This is a genomic window from Rufibacter latericius (assembly GCF_003721515.1).
GTDB classification, from domain to species: domain Bacteria; phylum Bacteroidota; class Bacteroidia; order Cytophagales; family Hymenobacteraceae; genus Nibribacter; species Nibribacter latericius.
The window spans coordinates 364,798-386,795 of sequence record NZ_RJJD01000001.1 but is presented as its reverse complement, the minus strand read 5'-3'; the positions used below and the strand labels follow the sequence as shown (position 1 = coordinate 386,795).

20 protein-coding genes are annotated in these 21,998 nt (G+C 51.8%); 5 read left to right on the top strand and 15 right to left on the bottom strand.

What is annotated here, in order from left to right; translation table 11 throughout:
- The first annotated feature begins 311 nt into the window (after nucleotides 1–311).
- Nucleotides 312–1,514, top strand: a complete 1,203-nt coding sequence (locus EFB08_RS01595) for a bifunctional 3,4-dihydroxy-2-butanone-4-phosphate synthase/GTP cyclohydrolase II (protein WP_123125156.1) — start codon at nucleotides 312–314, stop codon at nucleotides 1,512–1,514.
- Nucleotides 1,515–1,787: 273 nt separating this feature from the next.
- The gene (locus tag EFB08_RS01590; protein ID WP_125077623.1) at nucleotides 1,788–2,489 is read left to right on the top strand and encodes a hypothetical protein; all 702 of its coding nucleotides are present in this window, start codon (nucleotides 1,788–1,790) and stop codon (nucleotides 2,487–2,489) included.
- A gap of 120 nt (nucleotides 2,490–2,609) precedes the next feature.
- Here EFB08_RS01590 and EFB08_RS01585 read toward each other — a convergent pair whose 3' ends face one another.
- The 7 genes from EFB08_RS01585 to EFB08_RS01555 all read right to left on the bottom strand — a co-directional run bounded on the left by EFB08_RS01585 (nucleotide 2,610) and on the right by EFB08_RS01555 (nucleotide 9,539).
- The gene (locus EFB08_RS01585; protein WP_123125154.1) at nucleotides 2,610–3,377 is read right to left on the bottom strand and encodes an ABC transporter permease; all 768 of its coding nucleotides are present in this window, start codon (nucleotides 3,375–3,377) and stop codon (nucleotides 2,610–2,612) included.
- Complete coding sequence (locus tag EFB08_RS01580; protein WP_123125153.1) at nucleotides 3,374–4,276, bottom strand: ABC transporter ATP-binding protein; 903 nt, start codon at nucleotides 4,274–4,276, stop codon at nucleotides 3,374–3,376. The genes EFB08_RS01585 and EFB08_RS01580 overlap by 4 nt, the downstream gene beginning before the upstream one ends.
- Nucleotides 4,277–4,453: 177 nt before the next feature.
- Entirely contained in the window at nucleotides 4,454–5,848 is a 1,395-nt protein-coding gene (locus tag EFB08_RS01575; protein WP_123125152.1) for a M56 family metallopeptidase, read from the bottom strand.
- Nucleotide 5,849: 1 nt separating this feature from the next.
- Nucleotides 5,850–6,215 carry a BlaI/MecI/CopY family transcriptional regulator gene (locus EFB08_RS01570; protein ID WP_123125151.1) on the bottom strand — a complete coding sequence of 122 codons (366 nt, stop codon included), beginning with the start codon at nucleotides 6,213–6,215 and terminating at the stop codon, nucleotides 5,850–5,852.
- Nucleotides 6,216–6,377: 162 nt separating this feature from the next.
- The gene (locus tag EFB08_RS01565; protein WP_123125150.1) at nucleotides 6,378–7,115 is read right to left on the bottom strand and encodes an MBL fold metallo-hydrolase; all 738 of its coding nucleotides are present in this window, start codon (nucleotides 7,113–7,115) and stop codon (nucleotides 6,378–6,380) included.
- Nucleotides 7,116–7,155: 40 nt separating this feature from the next.
- Nucleotides 7,156–9,003 carry a M14 family metallopeptidase gene (locus EFB08_RS01560; protein WP_227006162.1) on the bottom strand — a complete coding sequence of 616 codons (1,848 nt, stop codon included), beginning with the start codon at nucleotides 9,001–9,003 and terminating at the stop codon, nucleotides 7,156–7,158.
- A gap of 95 nt (nucleotides 9,004–9,098) precedes the next feature.
- A complete protein-coding gene (locus EFB08_RS01555; RefSeq protein WP_123125149.1) occupies nucleotides 9,099–9,539 on the bottom strand; it encodes a DoxX family protein in 441 nt (146 codons plus the stop codon).
- A gap of 190 nt (nucleotides 9,540–9,729) precedes the next feature.
- On the opposite strand from EFB08_RS01555, the gene EFB08_RS01550 reads away from it, so the two are divergent.
- Complete coding sequence (locus EFB08_RS01550; RefSeq protein WP_123125148.1) at nucleotides 9,730–10,545, top strand: pentapeptide repeat-containing protein; 816 nt, start codon at nucleotides 9,730–9,732, stop codon at nucleotides 10,543–10,545.
- Between the two features lie 138 nt (nucleotides 10,546–10,683).
- Here EFB08_RS01550 and EFB08_RS01545 read toward each other — a convergent pair whose 3' ends face one another.
- Nucleotides 10,684–11,406 carry a hypothetical protein gene (locus EFB08_RS01545; protein ID WP_123125147.1) on the bottom strand — a complete coding sequence of 241 codons (723 nt, stop codon included), beginning with the start codon at nucleotides 11,404–11,406 and terminating at the stop codon, nucleotides 10,684–10,686.
- 134 nt (nucleotides 11,407–11,540) lie between these two features.
- Here EFB08_RS01545 and surE point away from each other — a divergent pair, with 134 nt between their 5' ends.
- The gene (gene surE, locus EFB08_RS01540; protein WP_123125146.1) at nucleotides 11,541–12,374 is read left to right on the top strand and encodes a 5'/3'-nucleotidase SurE; all 834 of its coding nucleotides are present in this window, start codon (nucleotides 11,541–11,543) and stop codon (nucleotides 12,372–12,374) included.
- 131 nt (nucleotides 12,375–12,505) lie between these two features.
- Here the strand turns inward: surE and EFB08_RS01535 are convergent, their stop codons facing one another.
- The 4 genes from EFB08_RS01535 to EFB08_RS01520 form a co-directional block, all read right to left on the bottom strand.
- Nucleotides 12,506–13,228 (bottom strand): porin family protein, encoded by a 723-nt coding sequence (locus tag EFB08_RS01535; protein WP_123125145.1) that lies wholly within the window; start codon nucleotides 13,226–13,228, stop codon nucleotides 12,506–12,508.
- Nucleotides 13,229–13,386: 158 nt separating this feature from the next.
- Nucleotides 13,387–13,680 carry a hypothetical protein gene (locus EFB08_RS01530; protein ID WP_123125144.1) on the bottom strand — a complete coding sequence of 98 codons (294 nt, stop codon included), beginning with the start codon at nucleotides 13,678–13,680 and terminating at the stop codon, nucleotides 13,387–13,389.
- Between the two features lie 435 nt (nucleotides 13,681–14,115).
- The gene (locus EFB08_RS01525; protein WP_123125143.1) at nucleotides 14,116–15,783 is read right to left on the bottom strand and encodes a S8 family peptidase; all 1,668 of its coding nucleotides are present in this window, start codon (nucleotides 15,781–15,783) and stop codon (nucleotides 14,116–14,118) included.
- Nucleotides 15,784–15,989: 206 nt separating this feature from the next.
- Nucleotides 15,990–16,484 (bottom strand): hypothetical protein, encoded by a 495-nt coding sequence (locus EFB08_RS01520; RefSeq protein WP_123125142.1) that lies wholly within the window; start codon nucleotides 16,482–16,484, stop codon nucleotides 15,990–15,992.
- A 268-nt stretch (nucleotides 16,485–16,752) separates the two neighbouring features.
- On the opposite strand from EFB08_RS01520, the gene EFB08_RS01515 reads away from it, so the two are divergent.
- Entirely contained in the window at nucleotides 16,753–18,399 is a 1,647-nt protein-coding gene (locus EFB08_RS01515; protein ID WP_123125141.1) for an ABC-F family ATP-binding cassette domain-containing protein, read from the top strand.
- 129 nt (nucleotides 18,400–18,528) lie between these two features.
- On the opposite strand, the gene EFB08_RS01510 is transcribed toward EFB08_RS01515, so the two are convergent.
- Genes EFB08_RS01510 through EFB08_RS01500 form a run of 3 tightly spaced genes read right to left on the bottom strand, consistent with a single transcriptional unit; the run spans nucleotide 18,529 to nucleotide 21,921 of the window.
- Complete coding sequence (locus EFB08_RS01510; protein WP_123125140.1) at nucleotides 18,529–18,819, bottom strand: UBP-type zinc finger domain-containing protein; 291 nt, start codon at nucleotides 18,817–18,819, stop codon at nucleotides 18,529–18,531.
- Between the two features lie 14 nt (nucleotides 18,820–18,833).
- Nucleotides 18,834–20,495, bottom strand: a complete 1,662-nt coding sequence (locus EFB08_RS01505) for an FAD-dependent oxidoreductase (protein ID WP_123125139.1) — start codon at nucleotides 20,493–20,495, stop codon at nucleotides 18,834–18,836.
- A 37-nt stretch (nucleotides 20,496–20,532) separates the two neighbouring features.
- On the bottom strand, nucleotides 20,533–21,921 hold the full coding sequence (locus tag EFB08_RS01500; protein WP_123125138.1) for a sensor histidine kinase: 1,389 nt from the start codon (nucleotides 21,919–21,921) through the stop codon (nucleotides 20,533–20,535).
- Nucleotides 21,922–21,998 lie beyond the last annotated feature (77 nt).

The following is a 21,998-nucleotide window of genomic DNA, read 5'->3' as shown; positions in this document are numbered from 1 at the left end:
TCATAGGCGCTTTTAGCCTGGTTTTACCAAACCAGGCTAAAAGCGCCTTTTTTGTGGGCATGGTTCTGTTGCCAGAGGTTTTCATTGTCCAAGCTGCCTTTTTGCGCAAAACAGCCGTTTTCAGCCCAAAAAGTTCTCTGCTTCGTCACTAATTCCTATACTGGATTGTTATACACAGAGTAAGTATATCATAGGGGCGTGCCATGCCCAAGGATGCGCATCTTTGCCATGCAAAAACCGCTATCTTTGCGCGCTCAAAGGCGGGCGTTTATAAAACTGTTTGGCTTGCCGCATAGTAGAAGAAAAGTATCATGTTAGATAGAATAGAAGACGCAATTGAAGATATAAAAGCCGGGAAAGTAGTGGTCGTGGTGGACGACGATGACCGCGAGAACGAAGGCGACTTTATCTGTGCCGCGGAGAAAATCACTCCAGAAATCGTGAATTTCATGGCTACCCACGGCAGGGGCCTCATCTGTGCGCCTCTCACCGAGGAACGTTGTGATGAACTGGGCCTGGAACTGATGGTGGGCCGTAACACCGCGCTGCACGCTACCCCTTTCACCGTATCAGTTGATTTGCTGGGGCACGGCTGTACCACGGGTATCTCGGCCTCTGACCGCGCTAAAACCATCCTAGCCCTAGCCGATCCTAAAACCGATCCTGCTTCTCTGGGCAAACCCGGCCATATTTTCCCGTTGCGTGCCCGCAAAGAAGGCGTCATCAGGAGAGCTGGCCATACTGAGGCAGCCGTAGACCTGGCTCAATTAGCCGGATTGGCGCCGGCAGGGGTTCTGGTGGAAATCATGAACGAAGACGGTACCATGGCCCGCATGCCTGATCTGGAGAAAGTGGCTAAGAAATTCAACCTCAAGCTCATCTCCATCAAAGACCTTATCAAATACCGCCTGCAGAAAGAAAGCCTCATTGAACGTGAGATTGCCGTAGAACTACCCACCGACTGGGGCGATTTCGATCTGTACGCCTACACCCAGCGCAGCAACAACGCCAAGCACCTGGCTTTGGTGAAAGGCACCTGGGAAGAAGACGAGCCTATTCTGGTGAGGGTGCATTCTTCCTGCGTGACCGGCGATATCTTCGGGTCTTGCCGCTGCGACTGCGGTCCGCAACTGCATAAAGCCATGGAAATCATTGAGCGCGAAGGCAAAGGCGTAATTGTGTACATGAACCAGGAGGGCCGCGGCATTGGGCTGCTGAACAAACTAAAAGCCTACAAACTGCAGGAACAAGGTCTGGATACGGTAGAAGCCAACCTTCAACTGGGTTTCGGGACCGATGAGCGGGATTATGGCGTGGGTGCTCAGATCCTCCGGGACTTGGGCGTAACCAAGATGCGCCTGCTTTCCAACAATCCCCGCAAGCGTACCGGTTTAATTGGGTACGGGCTGCAGATTGTAGAGCAAGTTCCTATTGAGATTACCCCTAACGAACACAATCAGAGGTACTTGGCCACCAAACGCGATAAACTAGGGCACTTGATCCTGAAAAAATAATAAAAGCAAAAAGGCGGAGGATTTTCTTCCGCCTTTTTGCTTTTATTGAACAATGTGCCTCTTTTATTTGACTTTTTTAGTATATTGAATAGCAGCAGCTTCCCGCTTGCCTTTGGCAAGAAAATTGAGTATTTGGCATAAGAGTAAACCGCACACGAAAAATTCTCTCTTTTGCGTTATAAAGTACTGGTAATGAGACAACCTTCTCATTTTAGAGCCAGTATATTTTTTAAAGAAGCGTATATTATTATACTAAGAAAGGATAACATGAAGATGATGGTAAGAAAAGCGGGTGGGCTTTTGATAGTATTGATGTTGTGGGCAGCCGGTGCCATGGCCCAATCCTCGGGGTTGGTAGATGAATGGCCCACGGGCCGGGTGTACCTGGCTACCGGCGACTCAGTGAGCGGCAAAATTACGTATCACCGGTCAGAGGACCTGATCAGGGTAAACCGCCCCGATGGGTCGGTGGTGGCCTACTCGCCCGTGGCGGTGCGGGGCTTTGAGGCCATAGACAATGACGGACGCTACCGCCGGGTGTTTGTAACCCAACGCTGGAACTTCGGGAACGATTACAGTGATTTCCTGGCTCCGGCCTTTTTTGAGCAGATCGTGATCGGGAAGTACGGCTTGCTTAAGCGCGAAACCATGACCCGCCGCGACATCAGCCGGGATCCTATGTACCGTGGTGGGTATTACCCTTACGGATACGGTGGCGGATACCCGGTTGGCGGCCCCATGTACGTAGACCAGCGTCTGGACAACTTCTTCATCCTGCTGCCCACCGGGAAAATCAAAGAGCTCCGGAACGTGAAAAAAGACCTGGAACTCATCTTCGGGAAGAAAAACGGAATGATGAAGGAGTACGTGAAGCAAAACAAACTCAAGTACACCAGCCTTCCGGATCTGGCCAAAATCGTAAGCTACTTTGGGGCCATCTCCCAGCCCGAGGTGAAAACCACTTCGGTGAACTAAGAGAATACAGGGAAACTTGACCGCATCAGATTCCTCCGCTGACCAAAACGCCCTGCTACTTTCCGGTAGCAGGGCGTTTTGTTTTAGGCCACTTTCCCTTAAACAGGGCTAAAACCTCTTTTACAGATCGCGGGAACGGAGCAGCAGGTAAGAAAAAAGGCAGAAAAGGGTCACGTAAAGTACCGCCGGTGCCAGTGCCTGCAGCGGAGAAAGAGTTTCTGTAACGCCTAGCATCAATTGCTCTATTTCGGCGTGCGGATTAGGGGTTAAGGCTCCGAAGGTCTTCATGGGGAAGTACCGGTCCAGGGCATCGGGGCTTTGCCATTGGATCAACCGTTCCACCACCAAAGTGTAGGCCATGAACACCATGATTGCTAAGCCAGTTTTCCGGACCAGAAAGGCGATGAACATGGCCAGTGACATGTAGCCCACCAACTGAACCAGGTAAAAAAGGATGTACTGCGCATCTGTGAACACAGCGCCAGATTCTTTAGCGTGGTAGAACCCAAAGCCTAAGCCCAGCAAGAGCACGTAGCCAGCCAAAAGAAAGGCCAGCAGTAGAATGACGCTGTATTTGGCTTGTACCAGGTTAGCCCGCGAGAACCCATCAATGACCTGCTGCCGGAACGTCCTGAAGGCGTATTCATCGGTGACCAGGATGATGATCAGGATACCGGGAATCAGGTTCAGGAAGCTGGAGACGTAGGCCAGGTGCATCCACAGTTTAGGGAACTGGTAAAGCTCGGCCCCGGCCATCTGTCCGTTGACCATCACGTTTCCGCGGGCGTAGAAAAAGATGAACAGCAGGCTGCACTGCAGCAGTAAAAGCACCCAGAAGGTGGAATAAGGCAGAAGTTTTCGGAGTTCTATCCGGAGGAGTGAGGTCATACGGCATCGGCTTTAATGATTTCCAGGAACTGGCTTTCCAGGCTTTTCTTGCGCACCACCAGTTGGCCCAACGCAATGCCCTGGGAGAAGAAGGCCTGGTTCAGTTCTGAGCTGGACACCTCAGGCTGAAGGGACAGTTGGATCTGTTGGTTTACTTGGCGGGCTTCGGTGACGAAAGAAAGCGTGCGGGCGACCTGTAAAAGCGTCTCCAGGGGGGCGCCTCCGCTGATGAACACCATGTCGTTGGTGGCCATGATGGAGGAAACCGGGCCTTCAGCTTTGAGTTGTCCGTTGCGGAGCACCGCCATGTGGGTGCAGACTTTCTCTACCTCGTCAAGTAAATGGCTGGCCAGGAGAATGGTTTTGCCCTGCGCGGCGATCCGGATGATCAATTCCCGTACCTCGGCAATACCCTCAGGGTCCAGGCCGTTGGTGGGCTCGTCCAGCACTAGCACCTCGGGGTCACCTAACAAGGCTGCGCCGATGGCCAGGCGTTGTTTCATGCCCAGGGAGTAACCTTTAAACTTGTCGTTTTTGCGTTTCGCCAGCCCCACGGTTTGCAGCACGGCCGTGATACGTGCAGAATTCAATCCTTTCACATCGGCGGTGATGCGCAGGTTTTCTTCGGCAGTCAGGTACGGGTAAAAGTTAGGGGTTTCCAGCAAGGCCCCGATGCGCCGTTTAGTGGTTTTGGAAGCCGGCTGCCCAAACCATTGGAAGGTGCCGGCGGTGGCATTGATCACATCCAGCACAATGCCCAAGGTAGTGGTTTTGCCGCTGCCGTTGGGGCCCAGCAATCCGTAAATGCTGCCCTCGGGTACGTTGATGGTTAGTTGTTGTAGGGCCTGCACGGCGCCGTAGCGCTTGCTCAGTCCCTGGATCTCTAAAATGTTGGCCAAATCAGTCTTGATTGGAAAGGTTGATTTACAAAGCTAGAAGGATTTGCCAGAATTGTAAGCCTGGAAGAGGTTTGTTTGAAAACGGAGAGAGCCCACCGGGTGAAGGTGGGCTCTCTATTTAGGGCCTGTTTTCCGTAAACTACCGCTAAAATAGAAGCTGGGTTAGGAATAGACAGGCTACTCGTCTTTCTTCCTTTGAACCGGTGCCGGTGGAGGAGGAAGCTTTCCGTATTTCTTCTCGAAGGCTGCTATGCCGGTGGGCGTCAAGTCAAAGCTCTCCACGTCTCCAGATTTGAAGATCACGTAAATACTTTCCTCACCAATGCTAAGCCCCTCAATGGTTGGGTTCCGCTTGTGGAATTCCTGAGTCAGTTCCATGTTGAAAGGCGGGGGTGGCGGAGGCGGGGCCAAGGCAGATTCGGGGGCTAACGGAGGCGCTGGCGGGGCGGCAGGAGCAGCCGGAACAGGCGGTGGTGGAGGAGGAACAGGAAGGGTGCCGTATTTCTTCTCGGCTTCTGCTATTCCTTCCGGGGTGCTGGGGTATTGCTCCTTTATGCCAGATTTTAGTTGTACCTGAATGGCCTGATTGCTCCAGGTAATTCTTTGAACCGTGGGATTACGCTCCAGAAAAGCATCGTACTGGTTCTGGAAGGGCAAAGCGCTCAGCGAGTTCTCTTCCGGAAGCATTTCGCCCAGTTCAGCGCTGGAGCCGGCAATGCCATGGCAGGCGAGCAGCCCTGAGAGTAGCAGAGGAACCACCACCAAGAAACGGATTCTCTGGACTTTGCCAGAAGGGGTTTTATTCATCATCATGATTCGGTGTTTTAAGGATGGATAACTGAAAGCGGAGGTAAAAGATAGCGGGGCTGCACCCGTGGTTTGCAGAAGCGAAAACTGGTACTGTTTGCGGTCTATGCCCGCATGCAGGGTTTGCTGGTCGGTGAGGAACTCCAGGTTCTGTTTCAGGGCTTTGCGCAGGAACCACACCACCGGGTTAAACCAGTTGAAAAGCGTGGTGATCTCCATTAACATGATGTCTAGCGTATGCCACTGCCGAACATGGGTCTGCTCATGCTGCAGAATGGGCAGCCAGTCTTTCTCAGGGTGCAGAGTGGGGTTGAAGTAAATGGCCTTTCCGAAGGAGAACGGAGCCAGACTGGCTTGTACCCGGCGGTACCCGATGCCTTCGTAAGAGCCAACCTCCGACAGCCGATGAATGCGGTACAACGAGGCCATCTGCACCAAGAAACGCAGCACCATTACACCCGCACCCAGCCAGAACAAAGCCACCGGAATAAGCCAAAAGTCAAATCCCTGCTCCTCGGGTGCAGTCGCCTGAGGCACGGGCCAAGTAGGGGTAAAGCTTTGAAGAGCTTGGTAGAGTTGCCTTTTCTCTTTGAACAAAAGGGTAAGATCTACCAGCGGCAACAGACTTGACAGCACCAATCCCGATCCCAGAAACAAGCGGTTGAGGTGGTAAAACGTGGTTTGCCTCAGCACCAGGCGATAAGTGCCATAGAATAGGATAAGCCCCACGTTGACTTGCAGCAGATACAAAAGGAGCGCCGGCATCTTATTCTGGTTTTTGGTTTTCGATCATGTCCATAATCTCCTTTAATTCCTGGGGGCTCAGCTGCTTTTCCTTCACGAAGAAGGCCACCAGCTCTTTGTAAGAGTTCTGGAAGTAATTGCCCACGAAGCCCTTCATAAACTTCTTCTTGTATTCCTCGGCCTTGATCAAAGGCGCATAGCGGTAGGTGTTGCCCAGCCTTTCAGACTGCACAAAGCCTTTCTTCTCCAGGTTCTTCACCGTGGAGGCCAAGGTAGTGTAAGGCGGTTTGGGCTCCGCGAGTTTATCCAGAAAATCTTTGATGAAGCCACCCTGGGTTTCCCAGATTACCTGCATGGCATCCTCTTCCTGTTGTGTCAGTTTCTCCATAGGTGTATTTGTTACGATGTCTTCGTAATTCTACGAAATTTTCGTAATAAAGTGTGCGTCAAACAGGAAATATTTTCTACATAAAAGCAGAAGCCTCTTTCCGGATAGAAAGAGGCTTCTGCTTTTATGTTTAGTTTTGCCCTGATTCTAGTAAAATGGCTGCTAAACGTTCTGTTGTGAAATCAGTTTCTGAAGCTTTTGCGGAATATTTTCTTGTACCACTCCTCCGTGGTAGCAGATGAGTTGCGCTATCTGAAGGTCTGCTAATCTTTTTACAGAGCTCACCGCCTTGGCAAGGTCAAGTGTGTATTGAGGATTGGCTATTCCCAACTCTCCGTCTTCTTCAACTACCAGTGCATCTCCTGAGACCAAGGTTTGGGAGGCATGCAGGTAGACAGAAAAATGGCCAGGCGTATGTCCTGGGGTATTGATGATCTGGGCTCCGCTGAAAAGTTCAGGCTCTTCTTCTCCGTGAAAAGTGACATTTACCTCTTCTGGCTTTACCGTCTTCAAAAATTGTTGGAAGGCAAGCGAATTGGCTTGCTGGGCTTCGGGTAGAGTAAAGTGTAAATCCTCGGCCTGTTGCAATCGGGCAGATTTTTTACGTCCGCTGATATACGCCGCTTCTTTCTCAGAGGAATAAACCCGAAACGCCGGATACTTTTGCTTTAGCTCATGCAAAGATCCCATATGGTCAATGTCGTGGTGGGTGATGAGCACTCCGGTTAATTCTTCCAATGAGAAGCCTGCCTGTTTTACTGCCGTTTTAAGCAAAGGCAGAGAACCTGGGTAGCCACAATCAACCAGAATAAGATGAAAACCGCTCTGCAGAATCACAGGGTAAAGGATTTCTTCTTTTGCTGAGTAGGTATACTTGAGTTCAAGGATATGTGCCTGCATGGGAAACTTAAAATTTATGAATACCGGCTATAAAATAGCATTACTGAACCGGCAACGCACCTCCCTGCCAGCGGGCTACCGGGTAGCGCAGGTGCGTGTTCTCGTAATGAGGAGTGTTGCGGTACACGAAGTTGAGCTGGGCTTGGGCGCTCTTGGCCAGGACGGGATCTTTAGCTTTGGCTTCTTCCAGGGCGGCTTTCAGCTTTGGGTCTTGTTTAAGGTATTGGGCAGCTAAATCCTCGAAGACGTAGGCTGAGAAATGCTCTTTTTGCCCCAGCACCGAGTCAAAGAAGTTCCAAGCGAAATAAGAGTCCGGAGCTTGCGGTTCCAGGGTCTCCACCAGGAAACGGTTGGCCACCTGGTTCAGGTACACCACGTAATCGCCGGCAAAGTACCGGATGGGCTGTTGCACTTTCTTTACCTGCACATCGGTGTGGAGGTAATGACCTTCGTAAGGACGTTGCCCAGTTTTGTAGTCGGTGATGTAGTAGGTTTCAGGGGTGAGGAGCGTGTCTTTGGCTAGACGTTTCAGTTCCACCTGGTTTTGCTGTAGCCGTTCAATGACCTCGGTCCAGGCTTGCGGAATGATGTAGGCAACAGGTTTGGTAACCGTAAGCGTCGGACGGAAGGTGTCGAAGAACTTCACGGGCCGGGTGAACGGCGCTTTGCGGTCATAGTACAGTCGCTCCAGGCCAGAGACCTCGCTGGCTTTGTATTTGGCTTCGTAGCCTTTGAAGTGGATGGTCTCCACCTGGGTAGTATCAGGTTCCCAATTCAAGACAAACTCTTGTTGGGTGCGCAGGGCGGCTCGGTCTTTTTGGCGGGCGTTTTGGATGGCTTTTCCGTTTTTGGCCGTGTAATCCAGGAACTCCAGCATGAGGTCATAGGTAGATTGTACCCGCTTGTCGAAAGCCTTGAGCATATGGGTTTCGGGAATGAAGCCCAGCGTCTGGAAAAGCGTAGTGTAGCCGCTGGCATAACGCGGCAAATCGGCGAAGCCGAAGATGCCGGTCTCCGGGGTCTCGCCGCGCGAGTTCACGTAGGGCACCAACGGCCATTTGCGTTTCTCCATGCCTTTGTAGAGCGCCGGTATCATCTGCTGTTTCAGAAGCGTGCCCAGAGCCCCGCCCAGCTTGTTGTGCTGCGTGGGGATGAGCGTCATGGTGTACTGGTAATCGGCGCCGTTGCTGGTATGGTTGTCCACGAACACCTCGGGGTCCCAGGTCCGGAAGATGGTAGCGAAGGTTTTGGCGTTCTTGGAGTCCTCCTTGATGAAGTCTCGGTTTAGGTCTAGGTTGCGGGAATTGCCCCTAAAACCGTAGCTCTCGGGTCCGTTCTGGTTTGTGCGGGTATGGCTGTTTCGGTTCAAAGAGCCGCCTACGTTGTAGATAGGAATAATCACCAGCACGGTGTTGTCCAGTTGCTTGCGCAGTTTCTTGTCCAGCACCAAGTCACGGGCCAGCATCATGGTGGCGTCAATTCCCTCAGGCTCGCCCGGATGGATGCCGTTCTGCACCAGCAAGACCGTTTTCCCTTTCCGGTGGATGGAAGCGGGATCAAAATCACCATCGGTGGAGATGACCACGGTGTGCAGCGGTTTGCCTGCATCGGTCATCCCGATAGGGGTCATTTTGATTTCGGGGTACGCTTCGTCCAAACGCTGGTAATAATCAATGCACTCGTAGTAAGTGGCGGTTTGGTTGCGGTTGCTTTTCTCGTAAGGCGTCTTCCAATTTGGGGCGGACGATGAAAGAAAAAGGGTACTTAAAGTGGTGAGCAGGGGTAGGAGCATGGAAATAGAAACCAGATGAATTGAGAAAGTAATGTTAGGCAATCTGGCGGAGAAAATAAAAAGAGGCCCCAGATCCGGAGCCTCTTCGGAAATCATGTTTTAGAAACCAGCCAATTTCCCAGGCACTGGGCTTTAAGGCCGTTTTCCTTAAAACAGGCATAAAAAGGTCAGTGCCTTGGCTGAGGGGAATCTTAATACAACCGGTTTTTGGAGGAATCGCCCAGCATCTTGTCATCAAGGCTGTATTTGCCCGGACCGATGAAGAAGAGCCCGAGAAAAAGGATGGCCGATTCCAGGGCGTGAGAATAGCCCCCAAATCCATCGCCGGCGGCCATGTGCCGGAAGGTGGCCACCAGCATGGTGGCAAATAGCAGCAGGGTCATGGGCCGGAACAGGAAACCAAGCATCAGGAAAAGGCCGCCCACGGTTTCTGCAAAGGCTGCCATAAACCCAAAGAAAGCCGCCCCTGAGGTGATCCCGAACACAGACATGGCGCTGCCCACTTTTTCCCACATCTCCATTCCGCCCGTGATTTTGGGCCAGCCGTGCAAAATAAACATAAACCCGATGCCCACCCGGAGCAGCAGGAGACCTTCTTCTTTGAAACGGTAAAAGTTGCGGGGGCGAACCATGGAGGAGGGAGTTAAGGTGTAAGGTTTTTGACTCGTTTTACGAAACAAAGCAAAAAAGAGCAAAAGGAAAACGTGGGGTGCAACCTCCCGTGAATCTGCGTGTCTGTAGAAGTGTAGGGCAAAGCTAGGCAGACCTGCCTTTGCTCTCCATTCCCGGAACTAAACCAACCAACTCTTAACCTTTACCCCAATGCACAAAAGACTTATCTATCTGCTGGTATTTCTCCTGTTGCCGGCTCTTGCCTGGGCCCAGACTTCTGTTTCCGCCGCTGATATCGTGGCCAAAATTAGCCGGGGTGAAGCGGTAAGCTACCAAAACGCCACCATCACCGGCGACCTGGACCTGACCCAACTGCAGAACAAAACCCTGAAGAAAAGCGAAGGAGAGAAAGGCAAACATGACTCCAAAGAGTACATCAGCACGGTGACGGCGCCGGTTTCTTTCACCAACTGCACCTTTAAGGGCAAGGTACTGGCCTACTTCAACCCGAACAGCCTCAATGGCGAACTCTCAGATGTCACCATAGGCAAAGGCAACGACGAGGTCTACAACACCAACTTTGAGAAAGACGTACGCTTTGAAAAGTGCGTTTTTGAGCAACGGACAGCCTTCAAATACTCAGAATTCAAGGGTGATGCCTCCTTTGACGGAAGCACCTTCAAAGAGGAAGCCTTGTTCAAGTACACAAAATTTGCGGGCAAGGTTGATTTTGAGAGAACCGATTTTGCCGAGGTGGCCAACTTCAAATATGTGAAATTCCCCGCCAAAGCCAACTTCAAATCCGCCTACTTCAAGGGAGAGGCCGTCTTTAAATACGCTGCTTTTCCCCAAGGAGCCGATTTCCAAAATGCGGTGTTCAACCGCCTGGCCAATTTCAAGTACGCCAAGCTTTCTGATCCCATGCAGTGGAAAGGCGCTACTTTCAAAGGCGGACAGGACCTGAAATACACCTCCCTCAACCAGAAGTCCTTCACATCTGCCGCACTGGAGCAAATGGCCCGCTAGGTTCAGCAATAGCCTCAGTTTAGGGCCCGTTTTCCTGAAAAGGCCTTAAAAGCAATAATGAGCAAAAGAAAGGAGAAGCCCCTGCCAACTAGCAGGGGCTTCTCCTTTCTTGTAATTTGTCCTGTCCGGGCGTGCCTTCTAGAAAAGCATCACCCCGGAGACCAAAGTAGAGCCAGGTACGTCTTTTACTTGCATTTTGGCCCACTTTTGCGCCGGAATGCCGCGCATATCCAGCACAAAGCTCATTTTGGCATCTTCTGAAATCGCCACGAAGTTTCCTTCGCCGGTTGCCACGCGGGTTATCTTGATGCTCTTTTGCAGGTCCTCGAACGTGCTGCCGATGCCTAAGCCGTTGTACGTCTTAAAGGCCGGGTTCAGCACCGTAATGCGGGTAACCTTGCAGGCCGTGCCCGCGCATTCCTGTTCCACGCGCAAATCGGGCCGATGGCGTTCGCCCAGCACTTCAAAGGCGGGAGTGGTGGTGCCTTCTATGGTATGTTCTATTTCCCGCAGCTTGTTTTGGCCGTAGGCTTTCTTCAGTTCGTCAATAGTCATCCCGATTTTCACGGCACCGGCCTGGCCTCTCTCCAGCGTCAGGTTGAAGAGCGGGTTCGCCGCAGATGGAGGGGTAGATGCCGTGGAAGTGGCTCCGGGCAAAGGTTCCTCAGACATAGGCTCTGAAACGGCTGGGGTTGGGGTAGCGCCATCAGGGCTCTGGGCGGGTGACTCCGCGGCCTCGGTGGAGATATCGCCGGCAGCCTCTTCTATCTGGGTATCGGTGGTGGTGTTGGCGTCAGAGGTTTCGTTTTTGCAGCTAGCCAGCGCCACCAGCGTGCTAAACAAAAGAATCGTCTTTTTCATCTGTCCTGAAGTTTGAGAGGGCATAGGTACTGTTTCTACCGGCATTAGGCAAGCCTTTGTTTCATTTGCCCTCTTTCAATTTGGCCCAGGACCGTATACAAACTAATTTGGCCTCAAATTTTGAACCGATGACTATGAAGAAGAAGCCCTTGATTTTAGTGTCGAACGATGACGGCATCACCGCGCCCGGTATTCACACGCTGGTGAAAGTGATGCAGCGCATAGGCGAGGTAGTGGTGGTAGCCCCGGACGGTCCCCAGTCGGGTATGGGACATGCCATCACCATCGGGAATACCCTGCGCCTGGATAAATCCCTGGCCTTCGATGACGTGGAATCCTACGAATGCTCCGGCACCCCCGCCGACTGCGTGAAGCTGGCCAAGCACCACGTGCTCAGAAACCGCAAACCCGATTTGGTCGTGAGCGGCATCAACCACGGCTCCAACTCCAGCATCAGTGTGCTGTATTCCGGCACCATGTCGGCGGCCATTGAGGCGGCCATAGAAGGATTGCCCGCCATCGGGTTCTCGCTCTGTGATTACGGGCATGAAATTGACTTTTCGCACACCGAGGAATATGTTGAGTTGATTACCCGCCAGGCTTTAGAACACGGCATTCCGGCCGGAGTGGCCCTCAACGTGAACTTCCCCAAGAAATCTGACAAAGCCATTGCGGGCGTAAAAGTCTGCCGCCAAGCCCGGGCCAAGTGGGAAGAGGAGTTCGATGAGCGCAAAGACCCCAGGGGCCGCACCTACTTCTGGCTTACCGGTAATTTCGTGAACTTCGACAAAGGCGAAGACACCGATGAAGCCGCCCTGGCCCAGAATTACGTCTCAGTGGTGCCGTGCCAGTTTGACATGACCGCCAGCCACGCCATCAGCCTGCTCAACAACGAATGGGACCTGAACCCCGGCGCCAAAGCACCCGCCGCCTCCAAAACCGTAGAAAGCGGCCTTGCCGAAGGCTAGGCCAGTTCAGGCCTGTTTTCAGAAAAAGAGCCGCTAAACTGAAGTTAGCGGCTCTTTCGTTTGGTGCTTACCATTTAATACCACCAGATTGTTCTGTTCAGAATGAGGATGGCTGCTATGCGCTGGTCCGATTATTTTGAGTCAATTGCCGATAAAGGAAACGCATAGCCCACGGTGAAGCTAAGCACCCGGCTTTTTTGGTCAGCGTCAAAGTGGACGGTGGGCGTCCAAGCTTCCTCACCTGGAATGTTGATAGGACCCGTGTACTCCTTCTCCAGGTGCGTTAAACCCAAGCTGAACCGGGCATCTAAAAGCAACGTGCCGCTGCCCAACGTAAGCCCTACGCCGCCGCCGCCCTGCACACTAAGTTCCAGCCGATTGCTTTGGCTAAAATCATACTCTGATTCATGGTCTCCCATTTTAAATTTTCCTGCTATCGCGTAACCTACCGAAGGACCAGCATTCACGTACCCGTACCAATTCCCTTTTTGTACAGTGGCTTTCACCAGAACGGGCACTTCTAAATAAGAAAGCGTTTTCTTCTGCTCCATAAAGGAAATTTCTACCTCAGGGCCAATAGGAATGGTGGCAAACGTTTGGTAAATGTGCTTTTTCTGCAGGTAGTTGATCTCAGGCTGAATGGATAACCAGGGCAATTTCATGAAGGGTAAGTTAAGGGCTACTCCAGCCACAATGCCCGGCTTATACGTTTCTTCTTCTCTCTGTTCAGGAAAGCGCTCAAACGTATAGCTGCTAAAAGTAACACCCGCTTTAGGAATAAGGGTGACCTGAGCTGTTGCGCAGCCTATAGAAAGTGCTAGAAAAAGAAGGAAGAGGGTAAATCTTTTATTCATAAATTTTTAGAAGGCCTATGTATATGTAAGGTGTTAAAAAGCAATTCACATAGAAAAGCCCTCCTGTAAAGGGGAGGGCTTTTCTATGTGATATTTGTATTAAGGCTGCTTTTTAGAAAGGACTCTTAAAATGGAAAACAAACCAGAGTCTTAATAGTCTAGCTTTGAGCAATTTTCTTTTTGTCGAAGTTCTGGAAAGGACCGTACTGGGCTTTCTTGATGGTGATACCAGCTACCCGAAGCTGAACTTCTACCGGCGCCAGTTTCTTGGTGAAATCAGAAGAAACCACTTTGCCATAGAAGGCTTTGGCCTCTTTAGATTCTCCTTTTTCAAAAGAGTGTGTAGAAAGTTTCTTAGTGACAGGCAAGCCTGGGATTACCTGGTAGGTGGTGGTTACTACCTGGTAAGAAGGCAGGAAGGGCTTGATGGCTTTCTTGAGTATACGTTTCATGCAATAGTAATATTAACAAGAGGATTTAGTAGAGCGTAAGACAAAGATAGACTTTCTTTAGTTCTCTTCAACAAAACCATTTGCTTGTTTCTGAATAAAAAGTTGGCTCTAAGAAATATAGATTAGCTAAGATGCGCCCGAAAGGTCGTAAGGTAAATAAAATGACTTTTCTGTGATAAAGTCATGAGCAGTAGAGGAAAGCTGTTGTTTGAGTTGAGTTTCTGCTGAAATGAATTATTTTAATACCTGTTGTTTTCTTCTGCGGAGTTTTCTCCTTAATAATTTATGTTCTCCTAGTTTAGGCATGAGGGTAATGTAAAGGAAGCTGATTAGGTATTTAGGCCTTTCTTTTTGTAAAACTGCCCTAAAACAGAACTGCCCCTGAAAGTACTTTCAGAGGCAGTTCTGTTTTTGATAGGTCTGTAAGAAGAGGTCTTAGCTTTTGGGTTTCTTCTGCGATACCGTTTTCTCGGCCAGTACCAGGGCATTGTAGGCGTTCACAATACCGCCCGTGCTAGAGAGGTCAGAAAACTTCGCCTTTTTGCGGGCTTCACTTTCCAGGTTAGGATAAAGCGCCGTCTCTTTGGGGTACACCGTAGCTGATTTCAGGATAACCTCTTTCAATTCGGCCGCTGATAACTCAGGGTAGTGGGACCACACCAAGGCAGCCACTCCGCTCACCACCGGACTTGAGAAGCTGGTTCCGTCCATCTTGGCGTACTTGTTTTCCGGAGCCAGGGAGACGATGTTTACGCCCGGCGCGAACAGGTCCACGGTCTGCTTTCCGTAGTTGGAGAACACACCCACCAGGTCTTTGCCCAGCATCCGGGACGAAGCACCTACCTCAATCCAGGTTTTGATCTGGCTTCCGTCGTTCAGGAGGCGGGTGGGGTAGTGGGTGACTTTGTCATTGTCGGTGGCCTCATTTCCGGCGGCGTGCACCAGCAACACGTTCTTGGATTCGGCATACTTTACAGCCTCATCCACAAACGATTTCTGCGGCGAGAAGGTCTTCCCGAAACTCATGTTAATGATGTTGGCCCCGTTGTCAACTGCGTACCTGATAGCCAAGGCGATGTCCTTGTCACGTTCGTCGCCTTCGGGCACAGCGCGCAAGGCCATGATCTGCACATCTTCGGCAATGCCGTCAATGCCCAGATTGTTGCCGCGTAAGCCGGCAATAAGGCCAGAAACCGGGGTGCCGTGGGTGGGCCTCGGCCCGATGACATCGCTGTTGCCGTACTTGGTGTCAACGATAGACTCAGGGTTGTCCGCGACCACTGCTCTTGGGTTGAACTCCAGGTTCAGGTGTTTCTCCAGGTAGGTATCGGTGTGCTCTTTGTACTTCAGGAAAGCCTCTACCGTGAGGCCTTGGCTGTATTTGCTCAGCAACCAGTTGCGGGCGTTCATCACGTTCTGGTCAGGTGTGGCGATGCGCTGTACGTCCTGCAAGGTGTATTCCTTGGTTTTCAAGTGCGTGGCCAGCACCTCCTGCACCTGGATCAAAACCTTCTCAAAAGCCTCTAAACCCTGCTTAGTCTGCTGGTATTTGGCCAGTTCCTTGTCATAGGCTTCTTTGGCGAGCAGGTAGGTTTTGTACTCGGGTTGCTGTGCCAGCGGTACCTCTTTGATGGAAGAGACGTTCTGGTAAGAAGGCGCCAGTTTGCGGAGCAGGCGTACGTACTCGTAGGTTTCATAGCGGATGTTCTCGCCTTTGGCATTGCCCAGAAAACCCCAGCCGTGCACATCGTCTACGTAACCGTTTTGGTCATCGTCCAAGCCGTTGCCGGCTACCTCTTTCTTGTTCGTCCAGATCTTGCCTTTCAGGTCATCGTGGTATATGTCAATGCCGCTGTCAATGACCGCCACCACAATGGTTTTCTTCGGCTTTTTGTTGACCAGCAGTTCTTTGTAGGCCCTGTTCACGCCCGTGCCCTGGATTTTGTCTTGCGTGGGGTCCAGGTTGTGCCAGTTCACGTAGGTCTGGTCAAACTCGGAGACGGAAGAAACCGGGTCATCCTGTGCCAGTGCCGGAAACACCGTAAAGCCCGCCAAAAGCAGGCTGGCCGAGGTTCTTAGTATATTCTTATTCGGGATTTTCATAGCTGCACAACGGCAAAAACCATTCCATGCGTGTGCCCGCCGCCAGGTTTTACCGTAAACGAAGTCTTCTTTTTGGAAAAGGTACAAATTTTTGGGTTAGCTGCTGCTTCCTGCGGCTGGTTTCCTTATGCCCGGGCTAAAAACGTTTGGGGCCTGTTTTTCTAAAAACAGGCCCCAATTAGGTGCTTAAACCAATACAAAGGAGTCTACTTCGTTGCGGGCTCCTTCTGGTAATAGAAAGTAGGGCCGTCAAAGGCCGAGTAGTTTAGCATGAGATACTCAGCGTTCCCGTTTCTCAGCCACATTCCTTGGGAGAAATTTGGTTTAAAATACCCGAGGTCGTGAAACGCGACTGATGGATCATCAAATTTTACGATGACGTACCATTCTGTGGGATTAGTAGGCAGAGTTTTAATGGAAAAAGTCCCGGTCGCTTTCACTCCATTCCGGGACCTGGTGATAGAGCTATCTGGGTTTAGGTGCAAAATTTCCTCATAGGGTAAGGGCCAATTATTATCTGGATCAATGGCCATCATGGATACTGCGTTTATCTTCACTAGTTTCCATTGGCCAATGACCTGTGAAGGAACCAGCGTAGGTGGCCTATAGGCATTCTGATCTGGCTCAGGGGAGATCTCGTCTTCCGGGGTGCAACTGATGGCCAAGAGTAAAAACAGGAGAGGGTAAAGGATATTCTTCATACGCTTTGCTTTGACTTTATTACACGACCCTGCTCAGGCGTAGTAAGTTGCAGCGCCGCGCTATCTGGCCAACATAAATTATCATCAAATTAATACTTTCCGCCCGATTTTCTAAAAACACTCCTAAAATGGAGCAAATCTAATGCGATCTGTGTTGTGCTGTTTTCCTGAGGAATCCTTCCCGTAAGTTCCATGACTTCTGATGTTTTCAAATTCAGCCTAATCGGGGAAATACTAGTATCTTTGTTTTCTAATTGTAAAACGCACCATGATTTCAGTTGATTCGGTCGCCGTTGAGTTTAACGGCGCGGCTCTTTTTAGTAACGTTACCTTCAACATCAATGAAACCGACCGGATCGCCCTCATGGGGAAAAACGGAGCCGGAAAATCTACCCTCCTCAAGATCATTGCCGGAGTCAACAAGCCCACCAAAGGCAAATTGTCGGCCCCGAAGGATGCGGTGATCGCCTATTTGCCGCAGCACTTACTCACCAAAGACGAGAGCACCGTGTTTGAGGAAGCGTCCAAGGCTTTCGGGCAGATTCTGGAAATGAAGGCCAAAATGGACGAGCTGAACACCCAGCTGGAAACCCGCACCGATTACGAGTCTGACGAGTACATGAAGCTGATTGAGGACGTGTCTGAACTCAGCGAAAAATACTATTCCATTGAGGAGATCAACTTCGATGCCGAGGTAGAGAAAACCCTCTTGGGTCTGGGCTTCCTGCGCTCAGATTTCACCCGCTCCACCAGCGAGTTCTCCGGCGGATGGCGCATGCGCATTGAGCTGGCCAAGATCCTGCTCCAGAAGCCAGACTTGATTCTACTGGATGAGCCCACCAACCACCTGGACATCGAATCGGTGCAGTGGCTGGAGGATTTCCTGGTGAACAACGCCAAAGCCGTGATCGTGATTTCCCACGACAAGACCTTCGTGGACAACATCACCAACCGAACCATTGAGGTGACCATGGGCCGCATCTACGACTATAAGGTGCCCTACACCCAATACCTGCAACTGCGCAAAGAGCGTCGCGAGCAGCAGCAGCGCCAGTTCGATGATCAGCAGAAAGAGATCGCCGATATCCAGGCGTTTATTGACCGTTTTAAGGGAACGTACTCCAAAACGCTTCAGGTACAGTCCCGCGTGAAGATGCTGGAGAAGATTGAGATCATTCAGGTAGACGAAGTAGATACCTCGGCGCTGAACCTCAAATTCCCACCGGCCCCACGTTCCGGCAATTACCCAGTCATTGTGGAGGAACTCACCAAGAAGTACGGCGACCACACCGTGTTCAAAGATGCGTCTTTGACCATTGAGCGCGGCCAGAAAGTGGCGTTTGTAGGCAAAAATGGCGAGGGTAAATCTACGCTCATCAAAGCCATTATGGGCGAGATTGACTACGACGGAAAACTTCAGTTGGGACACAACTCCATGATCGGCTACTTCGCGCAGAACCAGGCTTCGCTGCTGGACGAGGAACTGTCCGTGTTCCAGACCATCGATCAGATCGCCGTGGGTGACATGCGGACCCGCATCAAAGACATTCTGGGTGCCTTCATGTTCAGCGGCGATACCGTGGAGAAGAAAGTGAAAATGCTCTCGGGTGGCGAGAAAACCCGACTGGCCATGATCAAGCTTCTGCTGCAGCCCGTGAACCTGCTCATTCTCGATGAGCCTACCAACCACCTGGACATCAAAACCAAAGACATCCTGAAAGACGCCCTCAAAGCCTTCGACGGAACGCTCATCCTGGTTTCCCACGACCGTGACTTCCTGGACGGTCTGGCCGAAAAAGTATTTGAGTTCGGGAACAAGCGCATCAGAGAGCACTTCGAAGACATCAACGGCTTCCTGCGCAACAAGAAAATGGAGAACCTACGGGAGATTGAAAGAAAGACCGTAGCCAGCTAGGTTGCCGCTAAACCAAATAAATAGAAAATCCCCATCAGCCAATAAAGGTTGATGGGGATTTTTGTTTGTAGCGGCGTTCCCTGTAACGCCGCTAGGTTTCAAGCCAGTTTTTACCAAAACACCGCTAAATCAAACCTTAGAAACCGAGTCTGGCAAAGGCATGAATAGCTGATCTTCATAGCACCAGGCCCAGCTTTCGCCGGGTTGTACCGAGGTGATTACCGGGTGCTTCGTTTCCAGATAATGTTTTGTCGCGTGCTTGTTGGGTGAGGAGTCGCAGCAGTGGGTTTGGCCGCAGGTTTGGCAGAGGCGCAGGTGTACCCAGGTGCTGCCCATGGCTACGCATTGGGCGCAGACGTGTGAAGTGGCTGGCTTCAGGTTCTCCGGCGCGGGAAGGTGCTGGCAGGTTTTGGTTTCCATTATCAGAATAAATCTTAGGTTTGAGCAAGGTATTCGTGGACGTACTTGATGGCCATGGCGCCTTCGCCCACCGCCGAGGCCACGCGGTTCATGGCGCCCGCCCGTACATCGCCGGCCGCGAAAATACCGGGCACGCAGGTCTCCAGCAGGTACGGGTCGCGGGGGAGTTTCCAGGTCTTTTGGAATAGGGGATACTTCTGCAGGTCGCGGCCGGTTTCCACGCAGCCCTTGGGGTTTTTGATGATGTCCAGCTTGATCCAGTCAGTGAACGGTTTGGACCCGATGAAGATGAACAGGGCATCGGCGGGCACGGTCTGGGTGGTTTTCTCCTGCTCCCTGGAAAGCACCAGGCACGTCAGTCTTTGATCGCCGCGGGCTTCTGCCACCTCGGTGAAGGGTAGTAACTGGATGTTGGTTGTTCCTTGGATCTGGTTTATGAGGTACTGCGACATGGTGGAACTCAGATCAGGCTTCCGGATGATGATGTAAACCTGGGCCGCGTATTTAGAGAGGTGCATGGCCGCCTGCCCCGCCGAGTTGCCACCGCCCACAATGTACACCTGTTTGCCTTTAAAAGCATGGGCCTCAATCATAGCCGCCCCATAGTACACCCCCGCGCCCGTGAATTCTTCCACACCTGGCGCCTCCAGCTTGCGGTAATCTACGCCGGTGGTAATGATGATGCTCCGGCTGCTGATTTCGCTCCCGTTAGACAGACGTATAATCTTGTACTGATCCTGCAACCTGATCTCCACCACTTCCTGCGGCGACAGGAACTCGGTACCCAGGCGGGTAGCTTGCACAATGGCGCGGTGGGCCAGATCGCTGCCGCTGAGGCCGTTCGGGAAGCCCAGGTAGTTCTCAATGCGGGAGCTGCTGCCGGCCTGTCCGCCTGGGGCGCGTTTGTCAATGAGCAAGGTCCTGAGGCCTTCCGAGGCGCCGTACACCGCGCCCGCCAACCCTGCCGGGCCCGCCCCAATCAAGACCACATCGTACAAAGAATTGGTGGCGTTGGATTTCAGGCCCAGTTTCTGCGCGATGGACGGAATCTCGGGCTGGCAGAGGTAGGAGCCATCTTCGAAGAAAACCACGGGCAGTTGGCTCTCATTTAAATCGTTCAGGCGCAGCAGTTCCATGGCCTGGTTCGGTTCGTCTACGTTCAGCCATTGGAACGGGAAAAGGTTGGCACCCAGAAAATCTTTGAGGTGGTGCGATTTGGGTGACCATTGGTTACCAATGACCCTCAGGCCGGTCCATTTAGGGATAAACGTGGCCTGCCATTCATCCAGCAGATCCTGCAGCACGGGGTACAGTCGTTCCTCCGGCGGGTCCCAGGGTTTGAGCAGGTAGTAATGGAGCCCCACCGCGTTGATGGCTTTGATGGCGGCCTCGGTGTCTGAGTACGCAGTTAGGAGCACCCGTTTGGCGTCTGGGTATATTTTGATGGCCTGCTCCATGAAATCCACGCCGGGCATTTCGGGCATGCGCTGGTCACAGATGAAAAGGGCGATGGCCTCGTGCTGGTTCTTGAGCGTTTTCAGGCTTTCCAAGGCTTCCGAAGCGGAGGTGGTGCTCAGGACTTTGTACTCTTTCCGGAACTGTTGCCGAACGTCCCGCGCCAGGGCCTTGAGCACCTGCGGATCATCGTCTAACGCGAAAATGATAGGCTGTTTCATGGGCTATTTCTGAAAAGAAGAGGTAAAACAGATAGCTTCACAGCGGCAGTTGCACGGTGAAAGTGGTTTTGCCGGGAACCGAGTCCACAAAGATTTCGGCATTGTGGTGTTGGATGATCTTGCGCACGATGTCCAGGCCCAGGCCGCTTCCTTTTCCCATGGGTTTGGTGGTGAAAAACGGGTCAAAGATGCGGCCCATTATTTCTGGCGAGATGCCAGCCCCGTTGTCGGTAATACTCACATGGATGGTTTTTCCTTCGGGCCAGGCCTTTATCTCTACCGTTCCCTGGTCTGGAGCGGCGTCAATGGCGTTGTCCAGCAGGTTGGTCCAGACCTGGTTTAGTTTGCCGGGGTACACAGACACTTTGGGAAGGTCGGGCGCATAGGTTTCCTGCACTTGGATGCGTTTTTCCTTGATCTTGTGGCCCAGCATGGTAAGGGTGCTCTGTATTTCCTTGGGCAGGGTGACCGGCTGCTTGTCCTGATCCTGGTCCATGTGGGAGTAGGTTTTTACGGCGCTCACCAGGTCAAATATCCGTTTAGAGGCCACCTGTATGTCATTGATCAGGCGCTCGGTGCTGAGGGCATTGGCTACCCACTCCAGGACCTCGTCCAGGTGCTTGCCGTCCAGGATCTTTTCTACCTGGTTCAGATCTGTCAGGTTCAGCCCGGTTTCCACGAAGATCTCGGCCAAGGGATACGGGTTTTCCAACTGGTGGACTTCCATCCATTCCAATAATTCGTCTTCCAGGCGGCTTCTATCCAGGAGGGGAAGGGTGCTCAGTTTGCAGTTGTTTATTTTGGCGAAGGTGAATTCCACCACTTCATCCACTTGCTCGGGAGTCAGGTGCATCATCATCACGCGCTTGAATTTCTGGGGAACGTTATGGTGGATGCGCAGGAACTCAGCGGAGCTCCGCACGATGGCCGCCGAGGGGTTGTTGAGCTCGTGGGCCAAACCCGCCGAAAGCTTGCCCAAGGCCATGAGCTTCTCATTGAATTGCTGCATCTGGGTGAAATTACGCACCCTTTCAGTCATAATGGTGACCAGTACCTGCAGTAAATCGGGGTTATTTCGCTCCAGTTCGGGGAAGTGGCTTTTGTGCAGCACAAGTAATAGGGTAGGCTTGGCTGCCTCGCCCAGGCCTTTGGTATGGGTAAGCCGGGAAAGAGGCATCACGCCGGTTATTTCGCCTTTATGGAAGGAAAATACCTGTTTTAACTGACCGCTTTCCTCCAGCCTTACATCAATCTGGCCTTCCAGTACCACATACATATTTTCGGCGGGGTCTCCCTTCTGGAAAAGCACCTGGCCAGGCAGAAGCTCCAGCAAGGTGGCGTGCTCCAGCATCCAGGAGAGTTGCTCCAAAGGAACCTGTTTGAAAATAGCCAGGTCTTGAAGTTCGGCTGCTTCGGTTGTTTTCATGGCTCAGGTAGAAGAATGATCCTGATTCAATATACAGAAAACCAGAGTATAACAGATTTTTTGCCTTGTTAATTTTA

What these genes read in the sequence shown, in the direction of transcription:
- EFB08_RS01510 (WP_123125140.1), bottom strand. Translation starts at nt 18,819, where the DNA reads ATGGAAACCAAAACCTGCCAGCACCTTCCCGCGCCGGAGAACCTGAAG.
- EFB08_RS01590 (WP_125077623.1), top strand. Translation starts at nt 1,788, where the DNA reads ATGATGGTAAGAAAAGCGGGTGGGCTTTTGATAGTATTGATGTTGTGG.
- EFB08_RS01515 (WP_123125141.1), top strand. Translation starts at nt 16,753, where the DNA reads ATGATTTCAGTTGATTCGGTCGCCGTTGAGTTTAACGGCGCGGCTCTT.
- EFB08_RS01555 (WP_123125149.1), bottom strand. Translation starts at nt 9,539, where the DNA reads ATGGTTCGCCCCCGCAACTTTTACCGTTTCAAAGAAGAAGGTCTCCTG.
- EFB08_RS01520 (WP_123125142.1), bottom strand. Translation starts at nt 16,484, where the DNA reads ATGAAGAATATCCTTTACCCTCTCCTGTTTTTACTCTTGGCCATCAGT.
- EFB08_RS01545 (WP_123125147.1), bottom strand. Translation starts at nt 11,406, where the DNA reads ATGAAAAAGACGATTCTTTTGTTTAGCACGCTGGTGGCGCTGGCTAGC.
- EFB08_RS01595 (WP_123125156.1), top strand. Translation starts at nt 312, where the DNA reads ATGTTAGATAGAATAGAAGACGCAATTGAAGATATAAAAGCCGGGAAA.
- EFB08_RS01565 (WP_123125150.1), bottom strand. Translation starts at nt 7,115, where the DNA reads ATGCAGGCACATATCCTTGAACTCAAGTATACCTACTCAGCAAAAGAA.
- EFB08_RS01550 (WP_123125148.1), top strand. Translation starts at nt 9,730, where the DNA reads ATGCACAAAAGACTTATCTATCTGCTGGTATTTCTCCTGTTGCCGGCT.
- surE (WP_123125146.1), top strand. Translation starts at nt 11,541, where the DNA reads ATGAAGAAGAAGCCCTTGATTTTAGTGTCGAACGATGACGGCATCACC.
- EFB08_RS01585 (WP_123125154.1), bottom strand. Translation starts at nt 3,377, where the DNA reads ATGACCTCACTCCTCCGGATAGAACTCCGAAAACTTCTGCCTTATTCC.
- EFB08_RS01500 (WP_123125138.1), bottom strand. Translation starts at nt 21,921, where the DNA reads ATGAAAACAACCGAAGCAGCCGAACTTCAAGACCTGGCTATTTTCAAA.
- EFB08_RS01505 (WP_123125139.1), bottom strand. Translation starts at nt 20,495, where the DNA reads ATGAAACAGCCTATCATTTTCGCGTTAGACGATGATCCGCAGGTGCTC.
- EFB08_RS01575 (WP_123125152.1), bottom strand. Translation starts at nt 5,848, where the DNA reads ATGCCGGCGCTCCTTTTGTATCTGCTGCAAGTCAACGTGGGGCTTATC.
- EFB08_RS01570 (WP_123125151.1), bottom strand. Translation starts at nt 6,215, where the DNA reads ATGGAGAAACTGACACAACAGGAAGAGGATGCCATGCAGGTAATCTGG.
- EFB08_RS01530 (WP_123125144.1), bottom strand. Translation starts at nt 13,680, where the DNA reads ATGAAACGTATACTCAAGAAAGCCATCAAGCCCTTCCTGCCTTCTTAC.
- EFB08_RS01560 (WP_227006162.1), bottom strand. Translation starts at nt 9,003, where the DNA reads ATGATTTCCGAAGAGGCTCCGGATCTGGGGCCTCTTTTTATTTTCTCC.
- EFB08_RS01525 (WP_123125143.1), bottom strand. Translation starts at nt 15,783, where the DNA reads ATGAAAATCCCGAATAAGAATATACTAAGAACCTCGGCCAGCCTGCTT.
- EFB08_RS01535 (WP_123125145.1), bottom strand. Translation starts at nt 13,228, where the DNA reads ATGAATAAAAGATTTACCCTCTTCCTTCTTTTTCTAGCACTTTCTATA.